The sequence below is a fragment of the Nocardioides sp. YIM 152315 genome (assembly GCF_029210375.1).
Lineage (GTDB): Bacteria > Actinomycetota > Actinomycetes > Propionibacteriales > Nocardioidaceae > Nocardioides.
In genome coordinates this window covers 16750-40223 of sequence record NZ_JARGER010000035.1, presented here as the reverse complement: position 1 = coordinate 40223, position 23474 = coordinate 16750, and the positions used below count along the sequence as shown (strand labels likewise).

At 72.7% G+C, this 23474-nt stretch carries 20 protein-coding genes; 7 read left to right on the top strand and 13 right to left on the bottom strand.

The window, feature by feature from the left end; all coding sequences use genetic code 11:
* Positions 1-129: 129 nt before the first annotated feature.
* Both PZ894_RS11490 and PZ894_RS11485 read left to right on the top strand, forming a co-directional pair.
* On the top strand, positions 130-2493 hold the full coding sequence (locus tag PZ894_RS11490; protein WP_275744871.1) for a DUF4157 domain-containing protein: 2364 nt from the start codon (positions 130-132) through the stop codon (positions 2491-2493).
* The gene (locus PZ894_RS11485) at positions 2490-3023 is read left to right on the top strand and encodes a hypothetical protein (RefSeq protein WP_275744870.1); all 534 of its coding nucleotides are present in this window, start codon (positions 2490-2492) and stop codon (positions 3021-3023) included. The genes PZ894_RS11490 and PZ894_RS11485 overlap by 4 nt, the downstream gene beginning before the upstream one ends.
* Here the strand turns inward: PZ894_RS11485 and PZ894_RS11480 are convergent.
* Positions 2971-5043, bottom strand: a complete 2073-nt coding sequence (locus PZ894_RS11480) for a PhoX family phosphatase (RefSeq protein ID WP_275744869.1) — start codon at positions 5041-5043, stop codon at positions 2971-2973. The two genes, PZ894_RS11485 and PZ894_RS11480, sit on opposite strands and share 53 nt — an antisense overlap.
* 69 nt (positions 5044-5112) lie before the next feature.
* Positions 5113-6561 (bottom strand): RNB domain-containing ribonuclease, encoded by a 1449-nt coding sequence (locus tag PZ894_RS11475; RefSeq protein WP_275744866.1) that lies wholly within the window; start codon positions 6559-6561, stop codon positions 5113-5115.
* Positions 6562-6580: 19 nt separating this feature from the next.
* Between PZ894_RS11475 and yaaA the strand changes: the two genes are divergently transcribed.
* Positions 6581-7339 (top strand): peroxide stress protein YaaA, encoded by a 759-nt coding sequence (yaaA, locus tag PZ894_RS11470; RefSeq protein ID WP_275744864.1) that lies wholly within the window; start codon positions 6581-6583, stop codon positions 7337-7339.
* Here the strand turns inward: yaaA and PZ894_RS11465 are convergent, their stop codons facing one another.
* From PZ894_RS11465 to PZ894_RS11450, 4 genes are all read right to left on the bottom strand, one after another.
* Positions 7340-8536: a bifunctional RNase H/acid phosphatase gene (locus PZ894_RS11465; RefSeq protein ID WP_275744862.1), complete on the bottom strand. Its 1197-nt coding sequence runs from the start codon at positions 8534-8536 to the stop codon at positions 7340-7342.
* The gene (locus tag PZ894_RS11460) at positions 8533-9021 is read right to left on the bottom strand and encodes a C4-type zinc ribbon domain-containing protein (protein ID WP_275744860.1); all 489 of its coding nucleotides are present in this window, start codon (positions 9019-9021) and stop codon (positions 8533-8535) included. The genes PZ894_RS11465 and PZ894_RS11460 overlap by 4 nt, the downstream gene beginning before the upstream one ends.
* Positions 9022-9297: 276 nt before the next feature.
* Positions 9298-10428: a Nif3-like dinuclear metal center hexameric protein gene (locus PZ894_RS11455; RefSeq protein ID WP_275744859.1), complete on the bottom strand. Its 1131-nt coding sequence runs from the start codon at positions 10426-10428 to the stop codon at positions 9298-9300.
* 24 nt (positions 10429-10452) lie between these two features.
* Positions 10453-12036, bottom strand: a complete 1584-nt coding sequence (locus PZ894_RS11450; protein WP_275744857.1) for an AMP-binding protein — start codon at positions 12034-12036, stop codon at positions 10453-10455.
* Between the two features lie 75 nt (positions 12037-12111).
* On the opposite strand from PZ894_RS11450, the gene PZ894_RS11445 reads away from it, so the two are divergent.
* From PZ894_RS11445 to PZ894_RS11430, 4 genes are all read left to right on the top strand, one after another.
* On the top strand, positions 12112-13197 hold the full coding sequence (locus tag PZ894_RS11445) for a Vms1/Ankzf1 family peptidyl-tRNA hydrolase (RefSeq protein ID WP_275744855.1): 1086 nt from the start codon (positions 12112-12114) through the stop codon (positions 13195-13197).
* An 89-nt stretch (positions 13198-13286) separates the two neighbouring features.
* Entirely contained in the window at positions 13287-13673 is a 387-nt protein-coding gene (locus PZ894_RS11440) for a hypothetical protein (RefSeq protein ID WP_275744853.1), read from the top strand.
* 31 nt (positions 13674-13704) lie between these two features.
* Positions 13705-15087: a HAMP domain-containing sensor histidine kinase gene (locus tag PZ894_RS11435; RefSeq protein ID WP_275744851.1), complete on the top strand. Its 1383-nt coding sequence runs from the start codon at positions 13705-13707 to the stop codon at positions 15085-15087.
* On the top strand, positions 15072-15740 hold the full coding sequence (locus PZ894_RS11430; RefSeq protein ID WP_275744849.1) for a response regulator transcription factor: 669 nt from the start codon (positions 15072-15074) through the stop codon (positions 15738-15740). Before PZ894_RS11435 ends, PZ894_RS11430 begins: the two co-directional genes overlap by 16 nt.
* Positions 15741-15746: 6 nt before the next feature.
* Here PZ894_RS11430 and PZ894_RS11425 read toward each other — a convergent pair whose 3' ends face one another.
* From PZ894_RS11425 to PZ894_RS11395, 7 genes are all read right to left on the bottom strand, one after another.
* Positions 15747-16604: a serine/threonine-protein kinase gene (locus tag PZ894_RS11425; RefSeq protein WP_275744847.1), complete on the bottom strand. Its 858-nt coding sequence runs from the start codon at positions 16602-16604 to the stop codon at positions 15747-15749.
* Positions 16604-16990 carry a hypothetical protein gene (locus PZ894_RS11420; RefSeq protein ID WP_275744845.1) on the bottom strand — a complete coding sequence of 129 codons (387 nt, stop codon included), beginning with the start codon at positions 16988-16990 and terminating at the stop codon, positions 16604-16606. Before PZ894_RS11420 ends, PZ894_RS11425 begins: the two co-directional genes overlap by 1 nt.
* Before the next feature lie 115 nt (positions 16991-17105).
* On the bottom strand, positions 17106-18035 hold the full coding sequence (locus tag PZ894_RS11415; protein ID WP_275744843.1) for a lysophospholipid acyltransferase family protein: 930 nt from the start codon (positions 18033-18035) through the stop codon (positions 17106-17108).
* Positions 18032-19612, bottom strand: a complete 1581-nt coding sequence (locus PZ894_RS11410; protein WP_275744841.1) for a lactate racemase domain-containing protein — start codon at positions 19610-19612, stop codon at positions 18032-18034. Before PZ894_RS11410 ends, PZ894_RS11415 begins: the two co-directional genes overlap by 4 nt.
* Positions 19609-20799: a zinc-binding dehydrogenase gene (locus PZ894_RS11405; RefSeq protein WP_275744839.1), complete on the bottom strand. Its 1191-nt coding sequence runs from the start codon at positions 20797-20799 to the stop codon at positions 19609-19611. The genes PZ894_RS11410 and PZ894_RS11405 overlap by 4 nt, the downstream gene beginning before the upstream one ends.
* A gap of 10 nt (positions 20800-20809) precedes the next feature.
* Positions 20810-23086, bottom strand: a complete 2277-nt coding sequence (locus PZ894_RS11400; protein ID WP_275744838.1) for an HAD-IB family hydrolase — start codon at positions 23084-23086, stop codon at positions 20810-20812.
* Positions 23086-23472, bottom strand: a complete 387-nt coding sequence (locus PZ894_RS11395; protein ID WP_275744836.1) for a phage holin family protein — start codon at positions 23470-23472, stop codon at positions 23086-23088. Before PZ894_RS11395 ends, PZ894_RS11400 begins: the two co-directional genes overlap by 1 nt.
* Positions 23473-23474: the final 2 nt, after the last annotated feature.

Genomic DNA, 23474 nt, shown 5'->3' with positions numbered 1-23474 from the left:
CGAGCAAGTAGAGCGGCGCTCCGGCGCCTTGCGATGCACGCACCCCGACGTCGCCCTAAACCGCACTTTGGCCACGACGAGCTACTAGGCTGAACCCATCCAACGCCGCAGGCGACGAGGAGACTCGCCATGCCCGAGCACCAGACCGACAGGCGCCCCGAGCAGGCCCGGCCCACGCCGGAGTCACCGGTCGCGCAGACCCCGGCCTCCGAGACCGACGTGACGGTGGGTGCCGCCGTCGGGGGCATCGCCGTAAGACGTCGCGGCGCAGACACCCGCGACCCGCTGGGCGGCGCGCCGATGACCCAGGACCTCTCCGCGACCCTGGCACGCCGCTCGGGCGGTGGCCGCCCGCTGCCCGCGGACATCGCGTCGTCCTTCGGCGAGGCCTTCGGCACGGACCTGTCGGGCGTGCGAGTCCACGACGACGGCGAGGCCGACGGCATCGCGCGCTCGGTGCAGTCCGTGGCCTTCACCCACGGCGACGACCTCTACTTCACGCACGGGTCCTACTCTCCGGGCGGCGACGACCACGTGCTGGCCCACGAGCTGGCGCACGTGGTGCAGCAGCGCGCCGGCCGGCACACCTCGCCCGCGACGGCCGGCACCATCGGTCGTGCCGACGACCCGGCCGAGGCCGAGGCCGACCGGATGGCCGGCGAGGCGCTCAGCGGGCTTCGGCGCCTGGCCACGCACACCGAGGCCGCGAGCGCGGCGCCGGGATCGGCTTCGATCCGCCGCAAGCGCTCCCGCTCGCAGTCCATCGGCGTGGGCCCGATGTTCGACGACGAGGAGAAGCGCGCCGAACGCGCCGAGCGCAAGAGCGGCGGGCTCACCGACGACTCCGTCGCCGGCGTGGGCGCGATGTTCGACGCCGAGGAGAAGATCGCGGAGAAGCGCGACGAGCGGCGCAAGCGCAAGCAACGTCCCGGCGGCATCACGCTCGGCACGGCCGGCGACGTGGCCGAGTTCTTCGACCTCCAGGACCGGGACTGGTTCACCGACCAGGTCGAGGCGAACCCCGAGACGCCGAAGAAGTACCTGCCGGTCGGCACCGAGATCTTCACGCTCAACGCGGGCGCACCGGTCTCCGCCGGCAACCTGACCAACGGCTTCCTCGCGGAGATCAAGAAGACCAACCAGGCCCAGTGGTCGATGTTCGAGGCCGGCGGTACGACGTACGTCGTCAAGACGGCCGACCTGCAGGAGGACCCCGCCCTCTCCCACGTGCGCGACGACGCGCCGGTCTTCCCCCTCGACGCCAAGGGCGACCCGATCCCGCCGAAGCCCGAGGACGTCAAGCAGTACGGACTCGGCGACTGCTACCTCGAGGCCGCGCTCGCGAGCGTCGCGGCCACCAGCCCGGGCCAGATCATGGAGATGGTCAAGGACTACGGCAACACTGCCACGGTCCGGCTCTACGAGGTCCAGCGCGACAAGGTCAAGAAGGACCAGGCCGACCCCGGCGAGTACAAGGCGAACACCGCGGCCACGTTCACGCCGAAGCTGATCCGCGTCGAGAAGTCGCGGGTGCGCAAGGGCGACAAGCTCCAGTACGACGCCGGCGCGCTGTGGGTCGGCATCATCGAGAAGGCCTACACCGCCGGCAGGTTCGGCGGCACCGAGGAGGACACCGACAAGGCGCGCCAGCCGGGGCAGAACGCCAACTACGGCTCGATCGAGGGCGGCTTCTCGCGGTACGCCTGGGAGGTGCTGCTCGGCCGTCCCAGCCTGCAGTTCGACGTCACCCAGGGCGAGGAGCAGGGTGCGCTGGGTCGCAAGGACATGCCGTGGTCGCCCGCCGAGGTCGCCGAGCACAAGAGGTCGGCGACCAGGTTCTTCGGCGCGTCCTACACGGGTCTGGTCAGCTACCAGATCTACGAGATGAACAAGAAGAAGGTCGACGCCTGGATGAAGTGGCTCCGGGGCAAGGGCCAGCCGGCGATCGCCAAGCTCTTCACCGACCTCGCGGCCGAGAAGGCCGGCGGCTACGAGCACGGCACGATCCGGCTGGAGGACTTCGAGCTCGTCTTCGCCGACAACGGTCTGTCGACCGAGCTGGCGACCCCGATGCTGGCCTACCTGGAGGGCTACTTCCCCGGCAAGCGCGGCAGCGGCAAGTACACCCGCGACCAGCTGCGACTCTGGCACCAGATCCAGAAGGCGATGAACGACGGGATCCTGGTCGGCGTCGACACCCACCAGAAGGTCGGGCGGTCCGCCAGTGGTGTGGGCGCCAGCGGCGGCGAGGCCATGACGAAGGGCCTGGCCGGCGGCCACGCCTACTCGTTGGTGGGCACCGCGACCGTCGGCGACCTCAAGTTCGTCAAGATCCGCAACCCGTGGGGCCAGTACTCGCGCGACTACGACGTCACCGGGGGGCCGGACGGCTCGACGAAGCTCTCGCCGAAGGAGGTCCAGAACGGCGACGGTGTCTCGATGCTCGAGCTCAGCGACCTGACCAAGCGGTTCTTCAAGATCAACTTCTCGTGACGTGGCCGGTCGCGCCCGCGGCACACGCGGACGTGCGGTTCTCGGGAGTGGTCGGCGAGGGCTGGACGCCGCTCGGCTCCGAGACGCTCGGCCGGCAGACCACCGCACGGTGGGCCGGCGCGGTGTCCGGCGAGGGGCTGGTCGTCACTCTGCTGACCGGCGCGACAGCTGACGGCGACCTGGCCGGCTGGCTCGACCTGCCCATGGCGGTCACCGGCGTCGACCCGCAGACCGTGCCGGTGTCCGGGGCCGGCGAGGTGGTGACCTGGGGCGAGGCGCCGGACTTCCTCACCGTCCCCGACGCCGATCAGCAGCTCGCCCGCAGCGGCCTCGTCCGCTTCGTCCCCCACGAGCGGGCTCGCCCGGAGCTCCTGCGCGGCTACGTCCTGCTCGCGCGCCGCGGCGACGTCGCCTGGAAGGTCGCCTACTCCCTGTCCTCTGCGGTCCTCCCCGGCGCCTCGGCGGACGAGGTCGACCTCAACGACCACGCCCGCGCACGGGAGCTCTTCGGTCCCCTCCGCCTCGGCTGACCTGCACCACCGCCGGCCGCGGTCCGGCGAAGGCGCCCCGCCTCGTTCTGCCGCCGGCCGGCACGAAGTCGGGGAAGCGCGACTGGGGCGCCTCCCACGTGCCGTCCTCACCGGGGTGCTGCACGGCGACGAAGACCGACCCGTCCCGGTCGTGGATCACCGGCCCGCACGTCTCGGCGCCGGCGGGTACGGCGAGGAACTGCTGGACGTGGCCCCGTTCGCGACCCGACACGGGCACCTTGAAGAGCCCGTCCGCGAGCGTCAGCGCCGACGGCTGCCCGTCGGTCGAGATCCAGAGGTTGCCCTCGCTGTCGAAGGCGACGTTGTCGGGGCAGGAGATCGGCGACACCTCGCCCTCCCAGCCGCCGAAGTAGGTGCCGGCGGTCGCGGGGTCACCACAGACCAGCAGCAGGCTCCAGGTGAAGGTGCGCGCCGTGTGGTCGCCGCGCGCGGGCGTGATCTCCACGACGTGGCCGTCCTTGTTGGCGGCGCGGGGGTTCGACTCGGTCGGCCCCTCCTTGCCCGCCTTGCCGCGATCGGTGTTGTTGGTGCAGGCGACGTAGACCTTGCCGTTGACCGGGTTGGGCTCGACGTCCTCCGGCCGGTCCATCTTGGTCGGCTGCACGGCGTCCGCCGCCAGACGCGTGTAGACGAGGACCTCGTCGAGGCTGAAGCCCGGCACCATCGAACGCCCGTCACGGGTCAGCGGGAGCCACTCGCCCGAGCCGTCGCTGACGCCGTCCTCGAGGCCGTCGCCGGAGAACCTGGCCACCGACAGGTCGCCCTCGCTGAGCAGCCGCAGGTTGTGCCGGTGGTCGCGCCGGCTGCCACCGCGGCGGATCCGCTCCTTGGACACGAACCTGTAGAGGTAGTCGAACCGCTCGTCGTCGCCCAGGTAGGTCACGACCCGTCCGTCGCGGTTGACGGTCACGTTCGCGCCTTCGTGCTTGAAGCGCCCCATCGCCGTGTGCTTGACGGGCGTCGAGCGAGGATCCGCCGGGTCGATCTCGACGACCCAGCCGAAGCGGTTCGGCTCGTGGGCGTACGCCGCGGTCGTGGCGTCCCACCGCGGGTCGACGGAGCGCCAGTTGCGCGAGTCCTGGCTGCTGCTCAGGCCGTACCGCGCCTCCTTCGGGTCGGTCCCGGCCGCCCGGAAGTACTGGTTGAAGTTCTCCTCGCCGGAGAGGACCGTGCCCCAGGGCGTGGTGCCGCCGGCGCAGTTGTTCATCGTGCCGCGCACCCGGCGCCCGGTCGGGTCGGCGGCCGTCCTCAGCAGCGCCGACCCGGCCGCCGGCCCGTCGAGCTCGAACTCGGTGTCGAGCGTGATGCGCCGGTTGAGCCGGGCACCACGGACGTAGCTCCAGGTGTCCCCGCGCCGCGTGCGCCCGAGCTCGACCACCGAGAGGCCGTGAGCCGCCCACGCCGTACGGATGACGGTCTCGGCGTCGGTGCCCGGCGGGAACATGATGTTCTCGTTGGTGTACTCGTGGTTGCACACCAGGATCGCCCGGGTGCCCGAGCGGTTGGTCTCGATGACGTCGAGGTAGTCGTTGTTGTAGCCGAACTGGCCGGCCTGCGCCTCCGGGGTCTGCGCGGCGGGGTCGAAGTCCGGCGCGTGGCGCAGGATCGGATCTCCCCAGCGGATGATCGCGTCCCAGCGATAGCCGGTCGGCACCGAGACGTCGTCGACGGTGGCCGCCACCGGCGCGATGGCGGCGAACTCGAGCGGGTGGCGCCGGCCCTTGCCGTGCCCGCCCCGAGGTCGGCCCGCGGCGGCAGGCGAGACGAGCGCGCCGCCCGCGAGCAGGCCCGCGGCGACGGCGCCGGTCCCCAGGACCCGCCGGCGGCTCAGCGCCTGGCCGGCGACCTCACGGAAGTAGGTCGTGTCGGTCGTGTTGGGCGCCGCGACCGCGCAGGCGTCGCCGCACCGCAGGTGGCAGGTGACCGCGCTCCGGTTGCCGTGCGTCAGGTGGGCCATGGGGAGCTGGACGTGGCGGGAGGGGTCGAAGGTCTCGGTCATGCCCCGAACCTGTCGGAGCCGGGTGAGCGGCCCGCGAATGCCGGATGACCGGACGGTGAAGCGACGGACTCAGGCTGGGGCGAACTCCACCCGTCGCGCCTCGACGTCGGCCACCGTCAGCCGCACCTGCAGGTCGGTGCCGAGCGGCAGCGGCGTCGACGACACCACGCGCGCCTCGACGTCGGGATCGTGGAGCACCACGACGCCGCGGCGTGCGTCGTCCTCGTCGACGTCGACCACGACACCCGGGAAGACGTCGCCGACCCGGTCGGCGAGCACCCCGGCCTCGACCAGGTCGAGCACGGCGCGCTCGTAGGCACGCGACCGCGAGCCCGACGACTGGAGCGTCTTCGGCAGCGCGGGCAGCGCCGCGCGCACCCACTCGGGCACGTCGGTGCCCGCGCACAGCGCGAGGCAGACCTCGCCGGCGTAGCGGTCGCCCAGCCTGCGCAGCGGGGCGGTGACGTGGGCGTACTCCTCGGCCAGCGCGGAGTGCAGCGGCTGGGCGGGCGTCTCGCCGTCGAACGCGACGTACCCGCTCCCCCGCAGCAGCCGGGCGCTCGCGTTGACCATCGCCGCGTGCGCGGGGACCGACGGGTCCAGCGCGCGCACGAAGTCGGGGTAGAGCACCTCGGCGGGCCAGTCGATGCCGAGCGCGCGGGCGGTGCGGTGCAGCCGCTGCACGTCGCGCGGGTCCGGCGGGGGCAGGGTGCGCAGCAGACCGACCCGGGCATAGAGCATCAGGTCGGCGGCGGCGAACCCGGTGAGGAGGGAGATCTGCGCGTTCCACCGCTCCGCCGGCAGCTGCTGGCGGAACTCCAGGTGCCAGCGCTCTCCTGCGACGTCGACCTCCTGCTCGGGCAGCGGCAGGTCGACGCCGCCGCGGGCGGCCTCGCGCGCGAGCCGCAGCTCGCCGATCTCGCGCAGCAGCGCGAGCGAGCCGTCGGCGGTCCCCGCGTCGACCTGCGCCTGCACCTCCTCGTAGGTGAGCTGGGCCGTGGACCGCACCCGCGCCCGCTCCACGCGTACGTCGGTGCGGGTGCCCTCCTCGTCGAGGCGGGTCGTCCAGAGCAGCACCGGGCGCTCCTCGCCGGGCAGCAGCGACGCGGCGCCCTCGCTCAGCACGGCCGGGTGCAGCGGCACCTTGGAGTCGGCGCCGTAGAGCGTCTCACCGCGTCGGTGCGCCTCGACGTCGACCGGGTCGCCCGGCGAGACGAAGGCGGCGACGTCGGCGATCGCGTACTGCACTACGTACCCCGAGCCGTCGCGCGACAGGTGCATCGCCTGGTCGAGGTCACGGGCCCCGGGCGGATCGATGGTCACGAACGGCACGTCGGTGCGGTCGAGGTCCGGCAGCCGGGGCGCGGCCGCCGCCGCGGCGGCGGCCGCCTCGACCTCGGCAGGGAAGTCCGGTGCGGCGTCGAGATCGGACCTGATGCGCTCGATGCCGGCGCGCAGCGTGGCCGCCGCCACGCCGTGATCGGCGGAGCGGACCCGGACGACGCGGCTGCTCGGCATACCGGCACGATAGGGCACCGTGCTCATCCTGCTGCCTCCCAGCGAGGGCAAGGCCGCGCCGCGTCGCGGCAAGGCCCTCGACCTGGCGACCCTCGACTTCCCCACGTTGACCGCTGCGCGCGAGCGCGTGCTCGACGCCCTCGTCGAGCTCTGCGAGGGCGACCCCGACGTCGCCGCGAAGACCCTGGGCGTCGGCGGCACCCAGCTCGACCTCGTCGAGCTGGACCGCGGGCTGCGCGCCAACCCGACGGCGCGCGCCGACCGGGTCTACACCGGTGTCCTGTACGACGCACTCGACGTCGCCACGCTGTCCGCGGCCGCCCGACGGCGGGCGACGAGGCGGCTGGCCGTCACCTCCAGCCTGTTCGGCCTGGTGCGCCCGAGCGACCGGATCCCGGCGTACCGGCTCTCCGGCGACGCCACGCTGCCCGGCCTCGGCCCGGTGGCCGGCGTGTGGCGAGAGTGCCTCGGCGACGCGGCCGTCGAGGCACTGGGCCGCGGGCTGCTCGTCGACCTGCGCAGCAGCACCTACGCCGCCTTCTGGCGGCCGGGGCCCGATCTGAAGGTCGCGACCGTGCGGGTCCTGCACGAGCACCAGGGGCAGCGCAAGGTGGTCAGTCACTTCAACAAGGCCACCAAGGGGCGGATCGTCCGCGCGCTGCTCGAGGACGGCGCCGACCCGCGCACGCCGGTCCGGCTCGCCGAGGCGCTGCGCGACCTCGGCTGGGTCGTCGAGGTCGACGGCACGCGCCTCGACGTCGTCGTCAGCGAGCTGTAGCTACCACTTCGTCGGGCCCGCGGCGAACACGTCGTTGCCCGGCGGCAGCGCGTTGTACATCCGCATCGACGGACGGCCGTCGAACCACGCCAGCACCGTCACCGACGCCGGGCTGAGCTCCATCCGGAACACCGACTCCAGCGGCGCGTCGACGGCATCGGCGACCAGCGTCTTGATCGGCGTCACGTGGCTGACGACGACCACGGTGCGCCCCGCGTGCTCGTCGAGCAGCCGCTCCAGGCCCGCCCGCACGCGCTGCTGGACGGCGCGGAACGACTCTCCGCCCGTCGGAGCCCGGTCGACCGAGCCCAGCCACTCCTCGAGCTCCTCGGGGTGACGCTCCCCCACCTCGGCGAAGGTCAGCCCGTCCCACCGGCCGAACTCCATCTCGGCGAAGCCGGCCTCGATCCCGACCTCGCGCCCCAGCGCGGTCGCGATGATCTCCGCAGACTCCAGCGTGCGGCGTACCGGCGAGGCGACGACGGCGTCGATGCGGGCGGCGATCGGGGCCAGCCAGTCGGCCACGGCGCGGATCTGGTCGCGGCCCTCGTCGCTGAGCCCGGGGTTCGCGCTGGCCAGGCCGCCGGAGAACCGCTTCTCCACGGTGTGCGCGGTGACACCGTGGCGCACCAGCACCACCGTGGTCGGCACGCCGCCGCCGGCCCAGCCTCGAGCCTCGGTCTGGATCGAGACCGGCTGGGTGTCGGGATCCTGCACCAGCTCGGCGAGCGACTCCGGCTCGTCCTCCCACGGGCCCGTCCCCGCCGCCACGACGGTCACCCCGTCGCGCCCCCCGTCGAGCGCCTCGTTGACGAGCCGGTCGGCGTGGCCGTTCTCGGCCCGCGGCACCCAGGTGTACGTCGTGCCGGTGGGTGCCAGCCGCTTCGCCTCCGCAGCCAGCGGCAGCATGTCGGGGTGCTTGATCTTCCAACGTCCCGACATCTGCTCGACGACGAGCTTGGAGTCCATGCGCACCTCGACCGCCGAGCCCGGCGCCAGCTCGGTGGCGAGCTCGAGGCCGGCGATCAGGCCGGAGTACTCGGCGACGTTGTTGGTCGCCACCCCGATCGTGCGGCCGTCCTCGGCGATGACCGCGCCGGTCTCGGCGTCCCGCAGCACCGCGCCGTACGCCGCCGGTCCGGGGTTGCCCCGCGAGCCGCCGTCGGCCTCGATGACGACGGCGCGGGGACCGGTCACAGCCCGGACTCGGGGGTGCGCACCAGGATCCGCTGGCACTCCTCGCAGCGGACCACCTCGTCGTCGGGCAGACCCTTGATCCGGGTCAGCTCGACCGAGTCGAGGGTCAGCCGGCAGCCGCCGCACGCCCGCGCGCGCAGCGCCGCGGCGCCCACGCCGCCCTTCTGCTCCCGCAGCCGGTCGTAGAGCGCGATCAGGTCGGCCGGCAGGCCGTCGGCCGCCGGTCCGCGGTCGGCCTGCACCTGCTGGAGCCGCGCGTCGATCGCGGCGAGCTTCTCGTCGCGGGTCGCCCCCACCACGCGCAGGCGCTCGTCGGTCTCGGCCACCAGCTGCTGCAGCTGGTCGAGCTCGCGCTGGGCCTCCTCCAGCTTCTCCATCACCTCGAGCTCGTCGTCCTCGAGCGAGGAGATGCGGCGCTCGAGCGACACCAGCTCGTGCTGCATCCGCTCGAGGTCCTTGGGATTGGTGACCAGGCCCTGGTCCATCCGGTCGCGGTCGCGCGTGCGGCGCGCCTTGACCGCCTCGACGTCCTGGTCGACCTTCTTCTGCTCGGCGGCCAGGTCGTCGACCGAGATCCGCGCGTCCCGCGCGAGGTTGTCGACGTCGGTGCGCTTGGCGGCCAGCTCGGTGAGCTCCGCGAGCTCGGGGAGCTTCGCCCGCTGGTGACGGAGCTGGTCGCCGCGGGAGTCCAGCTCCTGCAGCTCGAGGAGCTTCAGTTGGGCGGCGGGGTCGGCTTTCAGCGGGGTCTCCTCGGACTCAGGTCAGATGCGGAACTGCCAGGGATCGGTGCACGTGGTGCTCACGCGGGTGTCCACCGTATCGCCCCCGCGCCTGCCCAGGGCCGCCCGCAGCCGTGCCTCCACCGCCGGCAGCCAGGTCCACTCGGCCGCCCAGTGCGCGACGTCGACCAGGGCCGGCCCGCCCAGCTCGTTGAACTCGCTCGCCGGGTGGTGCTTCAGGTCGCTCGTCACGTAGACGTCTACGCCGGTGCCGGCGACGGTGTCGAGCAGGAAGTCGCCCGCCCCGCCGCACACCGCGACGCGGCGTACCTCGCGGTCCGGGTCCCCGGCCACCCGTACGCCGTGTGCGGTCTGCGGCAGGGCGCGCGAGACGGCCGCGGCGAAGTCCCGCAGCGTCGTCGGCGGGATCGTCCCCACCCGGCCAGTGCCGGTCGCGGCGACCCCCGGGTCGGCGAGCTCGACGACGTCGAACGCCGGCTCCTCGTAGGGGTGTGCGGCGAGCAGAGCCCCGACCACCGCGGCGCGCCGCGGCCTGGGCAGCACGACCTCGACGCGCTCCTCCTCGACCGTCTCGATGGCGCCGACCGAGCCGATCGTGGGGTGCGCGCCCTCCAGCGGACGGAAGCGGCCCTGCCCCGGCGAGGAGAACGACGCGTGGTCGTAGTCGCCGATCCGGCCCGCTCCGGCGTCGGCCAGCGCAGCGCGCAGGGCGTCGGCGTCCGCGACCGGCACGTAGGTCGTGAGCTTGTCCAGCGGCCCGGCCGGCGCCGCGACGATCGGGGCGAGGTCGGTGAGGCCGAGAGCGAGAGCCAGGGACTCCGAGACGCCACCGCGCGCCTGGTCGGCGTTCGTGTGCGCGGTGAGCAGCGCGCAGCCGGCGCCGACCAGCGTGGCGAGGGTGCGCCCCTTGGGAGTCGTGGCCGCGAATCCGTGCACGGGCTTGAGGAAGAGCGGGTGGTGCACCACCAGCAGGTCGGCGCCCCACTCGGCCGCCTCCCGGGCCACCGGCAGCACCGGGTCGACCGCGAACATCACCTTGCGCACCGGCTGCTCCGGGTCGCCGGCGACCAGTCCGACGGCGTCCCAGGAGTCCGCGGTGCCGGGTGGATACCAGCCGTGCAGCAGGGCGACGACGTCCTCGAGCGCGGGCATGCGTGGAGATTATCGGTGCGTCGCTCAGTTGACCTGCCGACCCCGGCCCTCCCAGTAGGGCGCGCGCAGCTTGAACTTCTGCAGCTTGCCGGTCGCGGTCCGGGCCAGCTCGTCGCGGAACTCCACGGACGTCGGGGCCTTGTAGCCGGCGGCCCTGTCCTTGCACCAGGCGATCAGGTCCGCCTCGGTCGCCTCCTGTCCCTCGGCCAGCACCACGAGCGCCTTGATCGTCTCGCCCCACTTCTCGCTCGGCACCCCGATCACGCAGACCTCGGCCACGGCGGGGTGGCTGAACAGCACGTCCTCGACCTCGATCGAGGAGACGTTCTCGCCGCCGGTGATGATCACGTCCTTCTTGCGGTCGGAGATCGTGAGGTAGCCGTCGTCGCCGATCGAGCCACCGTCGCCGGTGTGGAACCAGCCGTCCTCCAGCGCCCGCGCGCTCTCCTCGGGCTGCTCCCAGTAGCCTTCGAGCACGACGTTGGAGCGCGCCAGGACCTCTCCCCCTCCCCCGGAGTCGGCGGAGTCCCCGGGGTCGCCCTCCGAGATCCTCAGCCGTACGCCGAGCGCGGGCGCGCCCGCCCGGGTGAGCAGCGACGCCCGCTCCTCGGCGTCGAGGCCGTCCCACTCCTCGCGGGTCCGGTTGAAGGTGAGCAGCGGAGAGGTCTCGGTGAGCCCGTAGATCTGGATGAACTCCCACCCGAGCTCCTCCTGCACCCGCGCGACTGTCTTCGTCGGCGGCGGCGCGCCCGCCATGATGATGCGCACCCGGTCGCGACCCGGGATCTCGCCCTCCCAGGTCTGCGCGGCCTCGAGCACCGCTGCGGCGACCGCCGGTGCCGCGCACATGACCGTCACGCCGTGGTCGCGCACCCGGCGCAGGATCTCGGCGCCGTCGACCTTGCGCAGCACGACGTGCTTCACGCCGAGCCCGGTCATCGCGTAGGGCATGCCCCAGCCGTTGGCGTGGAACATCGGCAGCGTGTGCAGGTAGACGTCTCGGTCCGAGACCGTCGCGTGCATCGCGAACGTCACGGCGTTGACCCAGATGTTGCGGTGGGTGATCTGCACGCCCTTCGGTCGCGCGGTGGTGCCGGAGGTGTAGTTGATGCACGCCGTCGCGTTCTCGTCGGGCTCCCACGGCCGCGGCGCGCTGCCGGCGGCGGCGTACAGCTCGTCGTCGTTGCCGAGCACGAACTTGAACTCCGCGTCGACGCCCTTGAGCGACTCCTCGAGCTCGGGGTCGACCAGCAGCACGCGCGCACCGGAGTGCTCGACGATGTAGCGGACCTCGTCGGGCCGGAGCCGGAAGTTCACCGGCACCAGCACCCTGCCCCAGCCGCTGACGCCGAAGAACGCCGTGAGCAGCCGCGCGCTGTTGTGGCTGACGATCGCGACCCGGTCGCCCACCTCGAGACCGAGCTCGTCGAGCTTCGCGGCCTGCCGGGCGGCCAGCGCGCCGATCTCGGCGTAGGTCAGCTCGCCTCCCGCCGAGGAGCCAGGGAGGAGCGGAGCGGGCTGGTCGGGCTCGTCGACGACACCCACGCGTTCGCCGTAGACCTGCACGGCCCGATCGATGAAGTCGGAGACGCTGAACGGGACGATCATGCAGCCACTGTAGTGACCCCACGTTGTCGGGAGGTTGCCTCGTTTTTCGTCCGCCCGATCGGGAACCGGGCCGGCATGGACACCGCAGTGCTGACTCCCGTCTTCCAGTCCTCCGGCCCGTTCGCGACCGTGGTCGCCGACGTCGGGCGCGACACCGAGAGCGGCGGCCAGGCACACGAGCTCCGCGTCCGGGCCGCCTGCGAGCAGCTCCGCAAGCAGGGAGCCGACCAGTCCGTCGTCGATCTCGTGGCCGACCGCCTCGGCGAGGTCGTCCCCGAGCCCGCACCGGTCGCCCGCGTCGTCGTCGCCAACGCCGACGGCATCGCGTACGACGAGGTCGCCCACGCCCGGCTCGACCAGCCGGTCGCCACCTGGGGTCCGCTTCCCGACCTGGCGCGCTGGATCGAGCAGCGCGACGCGACCGTGTCCTTCGTGCTCGCGCTCGTCGACCACGAGGGCGGCGACGTCTCCGTCCACAGCTCCGACCTGCCGACGCCGGAGGAGAGCGAGAGCGTCAGCGGCAGCACCGAGAACGTCCACCAGAAGGGCGCCGACGACTGGGGCGCGCTGAAGTTCCAGCACCGCACCGAGAACGTCTGGAAGCAGAACGCCGCCGAGGTCGCCGACCACGTCATGTCCCACGTGCGCACCGGCACCCGGCTGGTGCTGCTCGGCGGCGACCCGAGGTCGAAGTCGCTGGTGCGCGAGCGTCTCAACGAGTCCGAGGCCGAGGTGGTCGAGCTCGACCACGGCACCCGGGCGGCCGACGGCGGCGACGAGGCCCTGCAGCGGGCGATCCGCGACGCGCTCGTCGACCAGGTCGTCCGCCGCCGGCTCGACCGCGTCCACGAGCTGCGCGACCGGCTCGGTCGCGGCGAGGCGGTCGCGACCGGCACCTCGGACGTCGCCGACGCATTCGTGCGCGGACAGGTCGAGACGCTGCTGCTCGACCCCGCCCCCGCCGCGGACATCGACCTCGACGTCTCCGCGCACCCGGACCTCTCGCTGGGCGAGGCGCACCCCGAGGCGCCGGTGCCGGCCGACCAGGCGCTCGTGGCGGCCGCCGTGCTCACCGACGCCGAGGTCGGCGTCGCGCCCGCCGCGGCGATGGGCGGCGCCCCGGTCGCGGCGCTGCTGCGCTGGAACCAGCCACCCGCCTGACGCCCCCGGCCTCCGGACCGCGGACCTCGGTGAGAGTGCTCTCATCGGGCTCTCACCCGCCGCCCACGATCGGCGACAATGATGCGGTCATGAACGTGGTCTGGAAGGTCCTCCTGGGACTCGCCGTCGTCGTCCCCATGGGCGCGTACGTCGCGGGCTCCCTGGCGGCCTCCGCGTCGAACGACCCGGAGCCTCGGCAGACCATCCAGATCCGGGAGGCCGACCCGGCCTCGACTCCCCCGACGAGCTCGCCCGGCGCGAAGCCCACTCGCACGCCGAGCCAGCCGCCGGCGCCGAGCCGCACCCCGGGCCGGGACGACGATGACGACGACGTCGAGGTGATCGTTCCGGACTACGACGACGACGACCACGATGACGACGACGGCGACGACGACGACCACGGCGGCGACCACGGCGGCGAGGACCGGGACGACCGGGGCGACGACCACAGCGGGCCCGGTGGCGGTGAGGACTAGCGTCTCGGTCCGCGTTCGCATCACGGCGACCGTGGCCCTTCTCGTGCTCGCGGGCCTCGTCGTGGCCGGCGTCGTCGTCTACTCGATCGAGTCGCGTCGGCTCGACCAGCAGATCGCGTCGTCGGTCGACCAGGAGTTCGCCGAGTTCACCAAGCTCCAGCGGCGGGGCGTCAACCCCGAGACCGGGCGCCCGTTCGCGACGCCGGAGGCGATGGTGCGCCTGTTCTTCCAGCGCAACGTCCCCGACGACAACGAGCTGCTGATCGGATGGTGGGACGACGGCGTGCGGGCCCAGTCGCCCGAGTGGGATGCGATCAGCGGGAGCACCTGGATCGCGGACGCGGTGCGTCCGCTGATCGCCGACAACGGCAGCACGACCGTCGGCTCCGAGTTCGGTGACCTCGAGGTCGACGTGCAGGGCGTCACCCAGGGTGACCAGACGGGGGCGCTGGTCGTCGTCACGTTCCTCGACCGGGCACGGTCCGGGCTCGTGGACACCCTGCGCACCTACGCCATCGTCGCGGGCCTCGCGCTCCTCATCGTGACGGCCGTCGCGTTCTGGGTCTCGGGGCGGCTGCTGTCCCCGCTGCGGTCGCTTCGCGAGACGGCCGACGAGATCACCGAGACCGACCTCTCCCAGCGGCTGCCCGTCGTCGGCAACGACGACATCACGGCGCTGACCCGCACCTTCAACGGGATGCTCGACCGGCTCGAGGCCGCCTTCGTCGGGCAGCGGCAGTTCCTCGACGACGCCGGCCACGAGCTGAAGACGCCGCTCACCGTCCTGCGCGGCCACCTGGAGCTGCTCGACACCGACAACCCGGAGGACGTCTCCGAGACCCGGCTCCTGCTGCTCGACGAGATCGACCGGATGTCGCGGCTGGTCGGCGACCTGATCCTGCTCGCGAAGAGCGACCGACCCGACTTCCTCCAGCTCCGGCAGGTCGACCTGGACGGGCTCACCAGCGACCTGTTCGCCAAGGCACGTGGCCTCGGCGACCGCGACTGGGCGGTCGACGAGGTCTCGGACGTCAAGGTCGTCGCCGACGAGCAGCGGCTCACGCAGGCGGTGCTCCAGCTCTGCGACAACGCGGTCAAGCACACGCGCGCCGGCGACCGGATCGCGATCGGGTCCGCGGCCACGCCAACGCTGGCACAGATCTGGGTCCGGGACACCGGCCCCGGCGTCTCGGCGGAAGATCGCGACGTGATCTTTGAACGATTCGGCCGCTCGGCCGTACCTCCCGGTGACGAGGGCTTCGGTCTCGGCCTCTCCATCGTCGGTGCCATCGTGCGGGCGCACGGCGGCTCCGTCCTCGTGGAGGACGCGGCGCCGCCCCACCCGGCGGGCGCGCGGTTCGTCGTCACGCTGCCGCGGATGAGGAAGGTGGAGGACGAGTGGCCCGGATCCTGATCGTGGAGGACGAGCAGCGCATCGCGTCGTTCGTCGCGAAGGGCCTGCGCGCCGACGGCCACCAGACGACGATCGTCGCCGACGGCCACGCGGGGCTCGACCGGGCTCTCGGCGGCGACTTCGACCTCGTCGTCCTCGACATCGGCCTCCCGGGCCTCGACGGCTTCGAGGTCCTCGACCAGCTGCGCGCCCAGGGCTCGCAGGTCCCGGTCATCGTGCTCACCGCCCGCGACTCCGTCGGCGACACGGTCTCCGCGCTCGAGGGGGGCGCGGACGACTACATGCCGAAGCCGTTCCGCTTCGCCGAGCTGCTCGCCCGGGTCCGCCTCCGGCTGCGCCAGGAGCACTCGAACGGCGCCGGCCGCGAGGACGTCCTCGAGTGCGGCGGCGTGCGTCTCGACGTCCGCACCCGCCGCGCCGACGTCGGCGACAGGCAGGTGGAGCTCTCCGCGCGTGAATTCGCCCTCGCCGAGATGTTCATGGTCAACGCCGGCCAGGTCCTTTCGCGCGAGCAGCTTCTCGACCACGTCTGGGGTCTCGACTTCGACCCCGGCTCCAACGTCGTCGACGTCTACGTCGGCTACCTGCGCAAGAAGCTCGGCCCGGAGGCGATCGCCACCGTGCGCGGGATGGGCTACCGGTTCAACCGCTGAGCGCAGTCACCGCGTCCGCAGCGCGCCGCCCAGGCGCACGGGCGGCTGGCGGGCGAGCACGGGCTCGAGGGCCTCGGCCACCTCACGCGGGAGCGGCCGGTTGGCCGGGTCGCGGTCGAGCCCGGCGTACAGGACCTTCGCGACCTCGGGTGCCACGCCGTCGGGCAGCCGGTAGGGGTCGTCGTGGGTCTGCGGGAGCTGGTCCTCCGAGGCGCGGTCGAAGGCGCGGTAGCCCGCGACGGCCTCGAAGAGCGTCGCCGAGAGTCCCCACACGTCGGAGGCCGGGGAGGGCGTGCCGAAGCGATCGGGGTCGGCCTGCTCGGGCGACATGTAGGCGTCGGTGCCGATCCGCCTGGTGCCGGCCGCGTCGACCACCGGCCGCGCGACGGAGAGGTCGATGAGGCGGGCAGGGGCGCCCATGATCACGTTGCTCGGCTTCACGTCGAGGTGCACCCAGCCGAGGCGCGCGAGGTAGTGCAACGCGCTCGCGACCTCGATCGCCAGCGGGAGGTACTGCTGCTCCTGCAGCGGCCCGTAGCGCCGGATCAGCGTGGAGAGCCGCGGCCCGTCGATCTGCTCGAGCACGACGTGCGGTCGGTCGCCCGACAGCACGTGCCTCAGCCCGCGCACGACGACGGGGTGGTTGATCGTGGCGAGCGCGTCGACCTCGCGCGCCAGGCCGCGCAGGCTGTGCGGGTCCCCGACCAGCTCGGGGCGCACCACCTTCACCACGACCGGTGCGTAGGTGATCTCGTCGAAGGCGAGGTACGCCTCGTAGGCGGACCCACCGCCGAGCCGACGGACGGCCGTCAGCTCGGCGGTGATCGGGTCGCCCTCCTCGAGGCCCCACGAGGAGGAAGGCATCAGCCGCGGGTGTTGTGGCGGGTGCCGTCATTGGTGTCGTGCCGGGAGTGGTCGACGTTCCCGCTGCCCGGCCCGTCGCTGGTGAGATCACGGACCCGGGTGTGCCGGCTGTCGTCGCCGTCACCGCGACCGGTGCGGGTGTTGGTGCCCGTGTTGTCGCCACCGGTGCGGGTGCGGGTCTGCGTGCGGGTCTGGTCGTTGAGACCGGTGTCGTCGTCATCGTCGTCGTCGACGGTCGTGACCAGCACCTGGCTGTCGTCGTCGCGCTTGAACGCCTTGTCGTGGTCCGAGCCGTGGGCGGCGAACGCCGGCGCCTGCCACGCGACCAGCCCGGTCGTCACCATCGCGGCGAGCCCGAGGGTCCCGGTGGTCATCAGCTTGTTCATCGTCGTCTCCTCGTGTCGATTGCTTCGAGGACGACACAACCGTGCGCCGGTGAGGCGACCATGAGCCGCCGATGAGACCCCTCTCATGCCGACCCGCCGGAAACTTTCGGGCGGGTCAGCGCCGCCAGGCGGTCAGCTTCCGCGCCGGCGCCTGCGGGACCGGCGACTCGGACTGCTCCCACACCCGGCGCCACTGCGCGACCTGCGGTCCGGACGGGTCGGGTACGGCGCCCGCCGCGGCGCGCCGGCGCGCCTCCCACCAGGTGGTGCGGTCCTCGTCGAGCAGCGCCGCGACGGCGTCCTTGATCCGGGGCGCGAACTCGCGCACGGACTCGTCGGCGCCGGCCACCAGCGGCTCGCCGAAGCGGATCGTGAGCTGCCGGCGACCGGGCGACGGCCAGCCCTGCCCGCGGGGCATCGCCGCGAACGTGCCGCGGTGGGCGACCGGCACCACCGGCACGCCGTGCTCCTTGGCGAGGAACGCCGCACCGAGCCGGAACTTGCCCATCCAGCCGTCGACCGACCGGGTCCCCTCGGGGTAGATCACCAGGCTCCAGCCGTCGGCCAGCACCTCCGCCGGCGTCGCCGCCATGGTGCCGCCACGGCGGTCGATCGGGAAGGTGTTGAAGAGCAGCACCGACCCGACCGCGCGCCACCAGGTGTCGAAGAAGTAGTCGGCCGCGGCCGCCACCGCCGTACGCCGCCGCCACTCGTCGGGCAGCGACAGCAGGATCAGCGGTGTGTCGAGGTGCGAGGCGTGGTTGGCCACGAAGATCACCGGGCCGTCGACGCGGTCGAGCACGTCCAGGCCCTCGACGTGCGTGCGCACCTGGGAGCGGAAGAGCGGCTCGAGGCCGGCCTTCTGCGCCACCTCGCGCGCTGCCATCGCCGGGCGCCGGCGCGACCAGTCGGTGCGGAACACCGTCGACCGGGTCGCCGGCACCCACTCCTCCGCCGATCGCGGCACCTGCGGCCGCCGCCCCCAGCGCCAGCCGCGCGCCACGGTGCGGACGTCGTCGACGGACTCCCTGAGGAAGTTGTTCATCGTACGTCCGCCAACAGGTGGGGCGGGTTGTGCAGGTAGGTGATCGACGGCGAGGACCCGACGGTGCCCGACGCCATCTCGAGCGCGTCCTGCAGGGTCGTGGCCGCCCGGAAGCCGAGGCGGGAGGCCGCTCGGCGGTCGGCACCGACCCAGATCACCTCGTCGACGTGGTCCATGGCGTGCGCCGCCCAGTACCACATGTAGAACGGGTGGACGCCGTGGTAGGCGTGCGAGGTCCGGTAGAGGTGGATGTACCACGGGTCCTGGGCGAACTGCTGCTCGTACTTCTCCCCTACGACCGCGGGGTCGGTCGACTCGGCGAGCACCTCCTCGTAGAAGTCGACGTACGACGGGTGGTGCAGCTGGTTGAAGCCCTCGTTGAGCGGGTGGTAGAGGATGACCGCGCCGCCCTTCCGGACGACGGGCTGGCCCCGGTAGGAGTTGAAGTAGTAGCCGAGCCCCATGCAGGTGGCGAGGATCGGGTTCATCGACGAGTTCACGTTGTAGGGGCCGAGGTAGGGCACTCCCATCACGAGGACGTCGCTCTGCCCCTGCACCTCGACGAGGTGCTGCTGGTGCACCTTCGCCAGCGTCCGCTCGTGGACGGCCTCGACCTCGCCGGCGTTGACCCCGGTCAGCCCGTAGACCGACCGCAGGTCGTGGAACATCTTGTGCCGCAACTTCTGCGGCGCGACCGCGAGCCCCCGGCGTACGCCGAGCATCGAGGCCTGGTCCTTCACCGACCACTCCCACTCGCGCTTCTGCAGGAAGTCGAAGGGCTTCGGGAACACGTCGTTGTTGAGGGTGGTCTCGATCTGGAAGACCTTGACGTGGTCCTTGATGACCCGGCCCATCCGCCACGCGGAGTGGTGCATCGCGGAGTGCTTGTGGTCCATGAACGACCGAGAGTGCACCATCGTGCGGGCGTTGTGGTGGTGGCGCAGGGAGTTGTACGACGCCAGCCCGATGCCCACCGACTTGTGGCCGCCGTCCATGGCGACCAGGTTGACGTTGACGTAGACCAGCAGGTCGGACTCGGCGGCCCGCTTGCTGATCTCGATGTCCTCGCCCTTGTCGGTCGTGCCGAGGTGGGCCAGCTCGGCGCGGTCCTCGGCGTCGAAGTTGTAGAGGTCGCCCTGGGGGTAGAACGAGCGGAACACCCGCTCCCCGACGATGTGCTTGAGCTCGGCGGCGGTCATCCGCCGGTGCAGCGCGTTGGCGGCGATCAGCTTGACGTCGTCGACACCCGCCTCGGCCGCCATCGTCAGCACGTGCTCGATGATCCGGCCCCGGATGTCGGGCGCCTTCATCGTCGGCAGCGGCAGCGAGAGGTCGTCGAAGGCGATCGTCAGCCGCATGCCCGCGAAGAGCAGCTCCGGGAGCGGGTCGGAGCCGACGGGGTGCAGCAGTGCCGCGCGGATCGCCTCGTCGACGTCGGGGACGGCGGGGAGCGACTCGGGCGGGTAGACGACCCGCGTGCCGAGCGGGAATTCCTCGAGCCGGAAGCCGAGCCCCTCGTGGACGACGAGCGGCGGGGTGCGGTCGTCCACCTCGAGGACGAATCCGGGGCGACTCATGCTGAACTCCTGGGATCGAATGCGACTTTGACCGTGCCGAGGCGGCCGGCCGAGTGGGCGTGGTCGAGCGCTTCCCGCCAGCGGTGCAGCGGGTAGCTGGCGACGCTCTTCGCCAGCTGCTGGACGGCGTCGGTGGCGGCCAGCTCGATCGCCTTGTCGAAGGCGTCGTCGGCCTGCGCCGACGCGTAGGTGCCGACGATCTCGAGCTCGCGGAACCACGCGGCCGAGAGGTCCGCGGCCGCCGGCATCCCGGAGAGCACGACCCGGCCTCCCGCTCGGGTCGCCTGCAGCGACGTCTCGAGGGACTGCTTGCTGCCGACGGCGTCGACCGCGACGTCGACGCCTCCGAGCAGGTACGGCGAGGAGAACTGCGGCTCGAGCTGGAAGGCACCCGTGGCGCGGCGCACCCGCCGCAGCACCTCGCCGGGCGCGACCACCTCGGTCGCGCCGAACTCGCGGGCGAGCTCGCGCTGGTGGGCGTGCTTGGCCACGACGATGATCTCGCCGGCGTCGGTCAGCTCGCGCAGCGCCAGCGTCGCGAGCAGTCCCACCGAGCCGGCCCCGCTGACCAGCACCCGGTCGCCGGCGGCGACTCCCGAGCGCAGGGCCGTGTGCACGGCGCACGCCACCGGCTCGATCAGGATCGCCTGCTCGTCGGAGAAGCCCTCGGGCACGGGATGCAGCTGGCTGCGGTGCGCGGCGAGCTGCTGCCCCCATCCTCCGCCGGTGTCCTTGCAGAACCCGGTCTGCAGGCCCGGCGAGAGGTGGCCGACGGTGATCCGCTCGCAGCGGTTGGTCCGCCCGGCCGCGCAGGCCGCGCACGGCTCGACGCCGCGCGCGGCACAGGTGAGCACCGGGTCGACGACGACGCGCGTCCCCTTCGGCAGGTCCTCGCAGTCGTCGAGCAGCTCGGCGACCACCTCGTGGCCGGGCACGAACGGCATCGAGACGACGGCCGAGAAGTAGAGGCTGGTGCGACCCGAGAGCGCACCGAGGTCGGATCCGCAGATGCCCGAGAGGCGGGTGCGCAGCCGCGCCCAGCCGGGGCGGTCGACCTTCGGCTCCTGGATCGTGACCAGCCGTAGCGGCGCGGCGTACCCCGAGAGGATGCCCGGCATCCGACCGCCGATCGCCTTGCCGGCGACCGTGCGCGGCACGGAGCGGAACATCTCCAGCGCGAGCATCATCGCGGGCTCCTCATGCTCGGGGGGCTGCCGGGTTCAGCGTCCGGGTGCTCGACGCCGAGCTCGCCCAGTCGACGATCGTCCACCGGTGTCGGCGCGCGTGCCGGAAGAGCGACACGTCCGGCTTGACCGCGACCGGCCGGCCGACCGCCTCGAGCAGCGGCAGGTCGGAGTGGGAGTCGGCATAGCCGTACGACGCGGCCAGGTCGATGTCGTGCTCGGTGGCGTACTGCCGCATCCAGGCCGCCCGCGACTCCCCGACCAGCGGCGAGCTGGCCAGGAACCCCGTGCACACCCCGCGGTCGTCGACGGCGAGCTCCGCCGCCTCGATGTGGTCGAAGAGCGGATCGAGCGACCGGGTGAGCGGCCGGATCGCGCCGGTGATGAGCACGGTGCGGTGACCCGCGGCGCGGTGCTCGCGGATCCGGCGTACGGCGTCGGGCGAGAGCCGCGAGAGGACATGGTCGGCCAGGTGCTCGTCGGCGATCGCGTCGAGGTCGGCGAGGCGCGCGCCTTCGTACTGCCGGTAGACCGCGCGCAGGAACGCACTGCGCTCGCGGCGCTCGGCCCGCACCAGCGCCGGCACCTTCGCGGCCACCCGGCCGAGCTCGCCCCACCGCTCCGCGCCGTTCTGCTCGCGCAGCCGCAGCCACAGGTAGGTCTCGATGACGTTGGAGGACAGCAGCGTGCCGTCCATGTCGAAGAAGGCGGCGACGCCGTCGGCCCCGGCCACCGGCTTGAGCGTCGGATCGGTCGCCGCGCGCCGCTTGCGGCGCGCCTCGTCCATCCGCCGCACCGGCGCGGTGACCGCCGGGCAGTGCACCTCGCGCAGGTAGTGCGGCCAGTCGACGACGGCGGTGTCGAAGGCGAAGACCTCTTGGTCCTCGGGCGACAGCGACCGGTAGAGCGAGAGCGTGCGCGCGTCGGAGAAGCGCAGCTCGGCCTGGGCGTACTCGCGGTAGAGGTCCAGGTAGCGCCGCAGGAACTCCAGGCGCCGGCCCTGCTGGTCGAGCTTGCGGGCGAGGTCGCGAGTGCGGTCGCCGCGCGGCGAGTGGCCGATGACGTAGTCGGCGACCTGGTGCGCCCGCTCGCTGGTCGCGAGCAGTCGCTCGACCGACGTGGCGCCGGGGAACCGCCAGTCCGGCAGCCGCGCCGCGCCGCGGTCGCCGGCGACGAACGGGTGCTGGTCGAAGTACTCGCGCACGTTGGCGTAGAGCATCCGGAAGGTCAGCGGGTTGCGGTCGCCGGAGGAGACGTGGAAGTACCCCGGCGCGCCGACCTCCGGCGGGTGCGCCAGCACCGCGACGATCGCCGCGACGACGTGGTCGACGGGCACGATGTCGACGATGGTGTCGGCGGCCGCGGGGAACTCCGGCAGCTCGCCGCGGCCGTAGGCCAGGATCAGCGGCTCGGCCATCTTGAAACCCTCGATCCAGCCCGGGTGCGGCACCCGCAGGGCGGACTCGATGATGCTCGGCCGGACGATCGACACCCGGTGGTCGCGCGCGTGCTGCTCCACCACGCGTTCGCCCAGCGCCTTGGTGAACGTGTAGCAGTCGGTCCAGCCGAGACTGCGTGCGCGCTCGGAGCCGATCCGCACCAGCTCGGTCTTGACCCACGCCTTGCGGGCGTCCTCGGTCGCGGTCGCCGCGGTGAGCAGACCGGCCCGGCTGTGGGTCTTCTCGGCCTTCTTGCGCTCGCGCTCCAGCACGGTCGCGCTGCGGCTCTGGTGCTCGACGATCTGCCGCTGCGCGAGCCCCCACGCGAGCTCGGCCTCGAGGTCGACGCCGTGGTCGACCGGGCCCTCGGGGATGCTGCCGCGTCGCCGACCAGCGACGTACGCCGTGGAGATGTGCACGTAGTGGATGTCCGGCCCCGCCTCGCGGACCCGCGCGAGCAGCTCGCGGGTGCCCTGCACGTTGGTCCGGAAGCCCTCGTCGACCGGCGGGTCGAACGAGACGTCGCCGGCACAGTGGACCACGGCGTCGAGGTTCGCGGGCAGCTCGGGCGCGTCGGCCAGGTCGCCCTCGAGCACGCCGACCCGCGCCGCGATCAGCGCCTCGACCCCGCCGGCCGCCTCGACGACGTCGGCGAAGATCGGCTTGCGCAGCAGCGCCGCCGTCCTGGCCGCGGCGCTCGTCGAGCCCTTCGGCCGCACGAGCACCGTGACGCGCACGCCCGGCACCTCCGCCAGCATCAGCTGGAGCAGGGCCTCACCGACGAAACCCGTGACACCGGTGAGCAGGACGTGCTGCCCGTCGAGCCGCTCCGCGATTGCGCTTCGAGGCATCAGGCGCGCTTCTCCTCTACCTTCTTCTTGATCAGGATCGCGGGGAGCAGCCACGCCCCGAGGAGCGAGACTATCCAGACGATCACGGTGGCTTCGATCCACGTCAGGGCTCCCGAGATCGACAGGTCGTCGGTGAGAAGCGTCGTGACGACCAGCGCGACCAGCGTGGCGATGAGGGCGACCCCACCGCGCAGCGCCGGCGCCTTGCTGAGCGCCATCTGGGTCAGGAAGGGCTGGGCGAGGGCGTAGACGACCGTGAAGATCACGACCGCCACCACGAGAGCGCCCACCGTGAGCGTCATGTCGTCGAGCACTGCCGCCGCCACGATCAGGCCGAGCGCGTTGCCCAACAGCGTGATGCCCACGCCGATCAGCATCCGGATCATGT

Coding starts and splice junctions, on each gene's coding strand:
- PZ894_RS11490 (WP_275744871.1), top strand. CDS start 130: ATGCCCGAGCACCAGACCGACAGGCGCCCCGAGCAGGCCCGGCCCACG.
- PZ894_RS11480 (WP_275744869.1), bottom strand. CDS start 5,043: ATGACCGAGACCTTCGACCCCTCCCGCCACGTCCAGCTCCCCATGGCC.
- PZ894_RS11475 (WP_275744866.1), bottom strand. CDS start 6,561: ATGCCGAGCAGCCGCGTCGTCCGGGTCCGCTCCGCCGATCACGGCGTG.
- PZ894_RS11460 (WP_275744860.1), bottom strand. CDS start 9,021: ATGGACCAGGGCCTGGTCACCAATCCCAAGGACCTCGAGCGGATGCAG.
- PZ894_RS11455 (WP_275744859.1), bottom strand. CDS start 10,428: ATGCCCGCGCTCGAGGACGTCGTCGCCCTGCTGCACGGCTGGTATCCA.
- PZ894_RS11450 (WP_275744857.1), bottom strand. CDS start 12,036: ATGATCGTCCCGTTCAGCGTCTCCGACTTCATCGATCGGGCCGTGCAG.
- PZ894_RS11445 (WP_275744855.1), top strand. CDS start 12,112: ATGGACACCGCAGTGCTGACTCCCGTCTTCCAGTCCTCCGGCCCGTTC.
- PZ894_RS11440 (WP_275744853.1), top strand. CDS start 13,287: ATGAACGTGGTCTGGAAGGTCCTCCTGGGACTCGCCGTCGTCGTCCCC.
- PZ894_RS11425 (WP_275744847.1), bottom strand. CDS start 16,604: ATGCCTTCCTCCTCGTGGGGCCTCGAGGAGGGCGACCCGATCACCGCC.
- PZ894_RS11420 (WP_275744845.1), bottom strand. CDS start 16,990: ATGAACAAGCTGATGACCACCGGGACCCTCGGGCTCGCCGCGATGGTG.
- PZ894_RS11415 (WP_275744843.1), bottom strand. CDS start 18,035: ATGAACAACTTCCTCAGGGAGTCCGTCGACGACGTCCGCACCGTGGCG.
- PZ894_RS11410 (WP_275744841.1), bottom strand. CDS start 19,612: ATGAGTCGCCCCGGATTCGTCCTCGAGGTGGACGACCGCACCCCGCCG.
- PZ894_RS11405 (WP_275744839.1), bottom strand. CDS start 20,799: ATGATGCTCGCGCTGGAGATGTTCCGCTCCGTGCCGCGCACGGTCGCC.
- PZ894_RS11400 (WP_275744838.1), bottom strand. CDS start 23,086: ATGCCTCGAAGCGCAATCGCGGAGCGGCTCGACGGGCAGCACGTCCTG.
- PZ894_RS11395 (WP_275744836.1), bottom strand. CDS start 23,472: ATGATCCGGATGCTGATCGGCGTGGGCATCACGCTGTTGGGCAACGCG.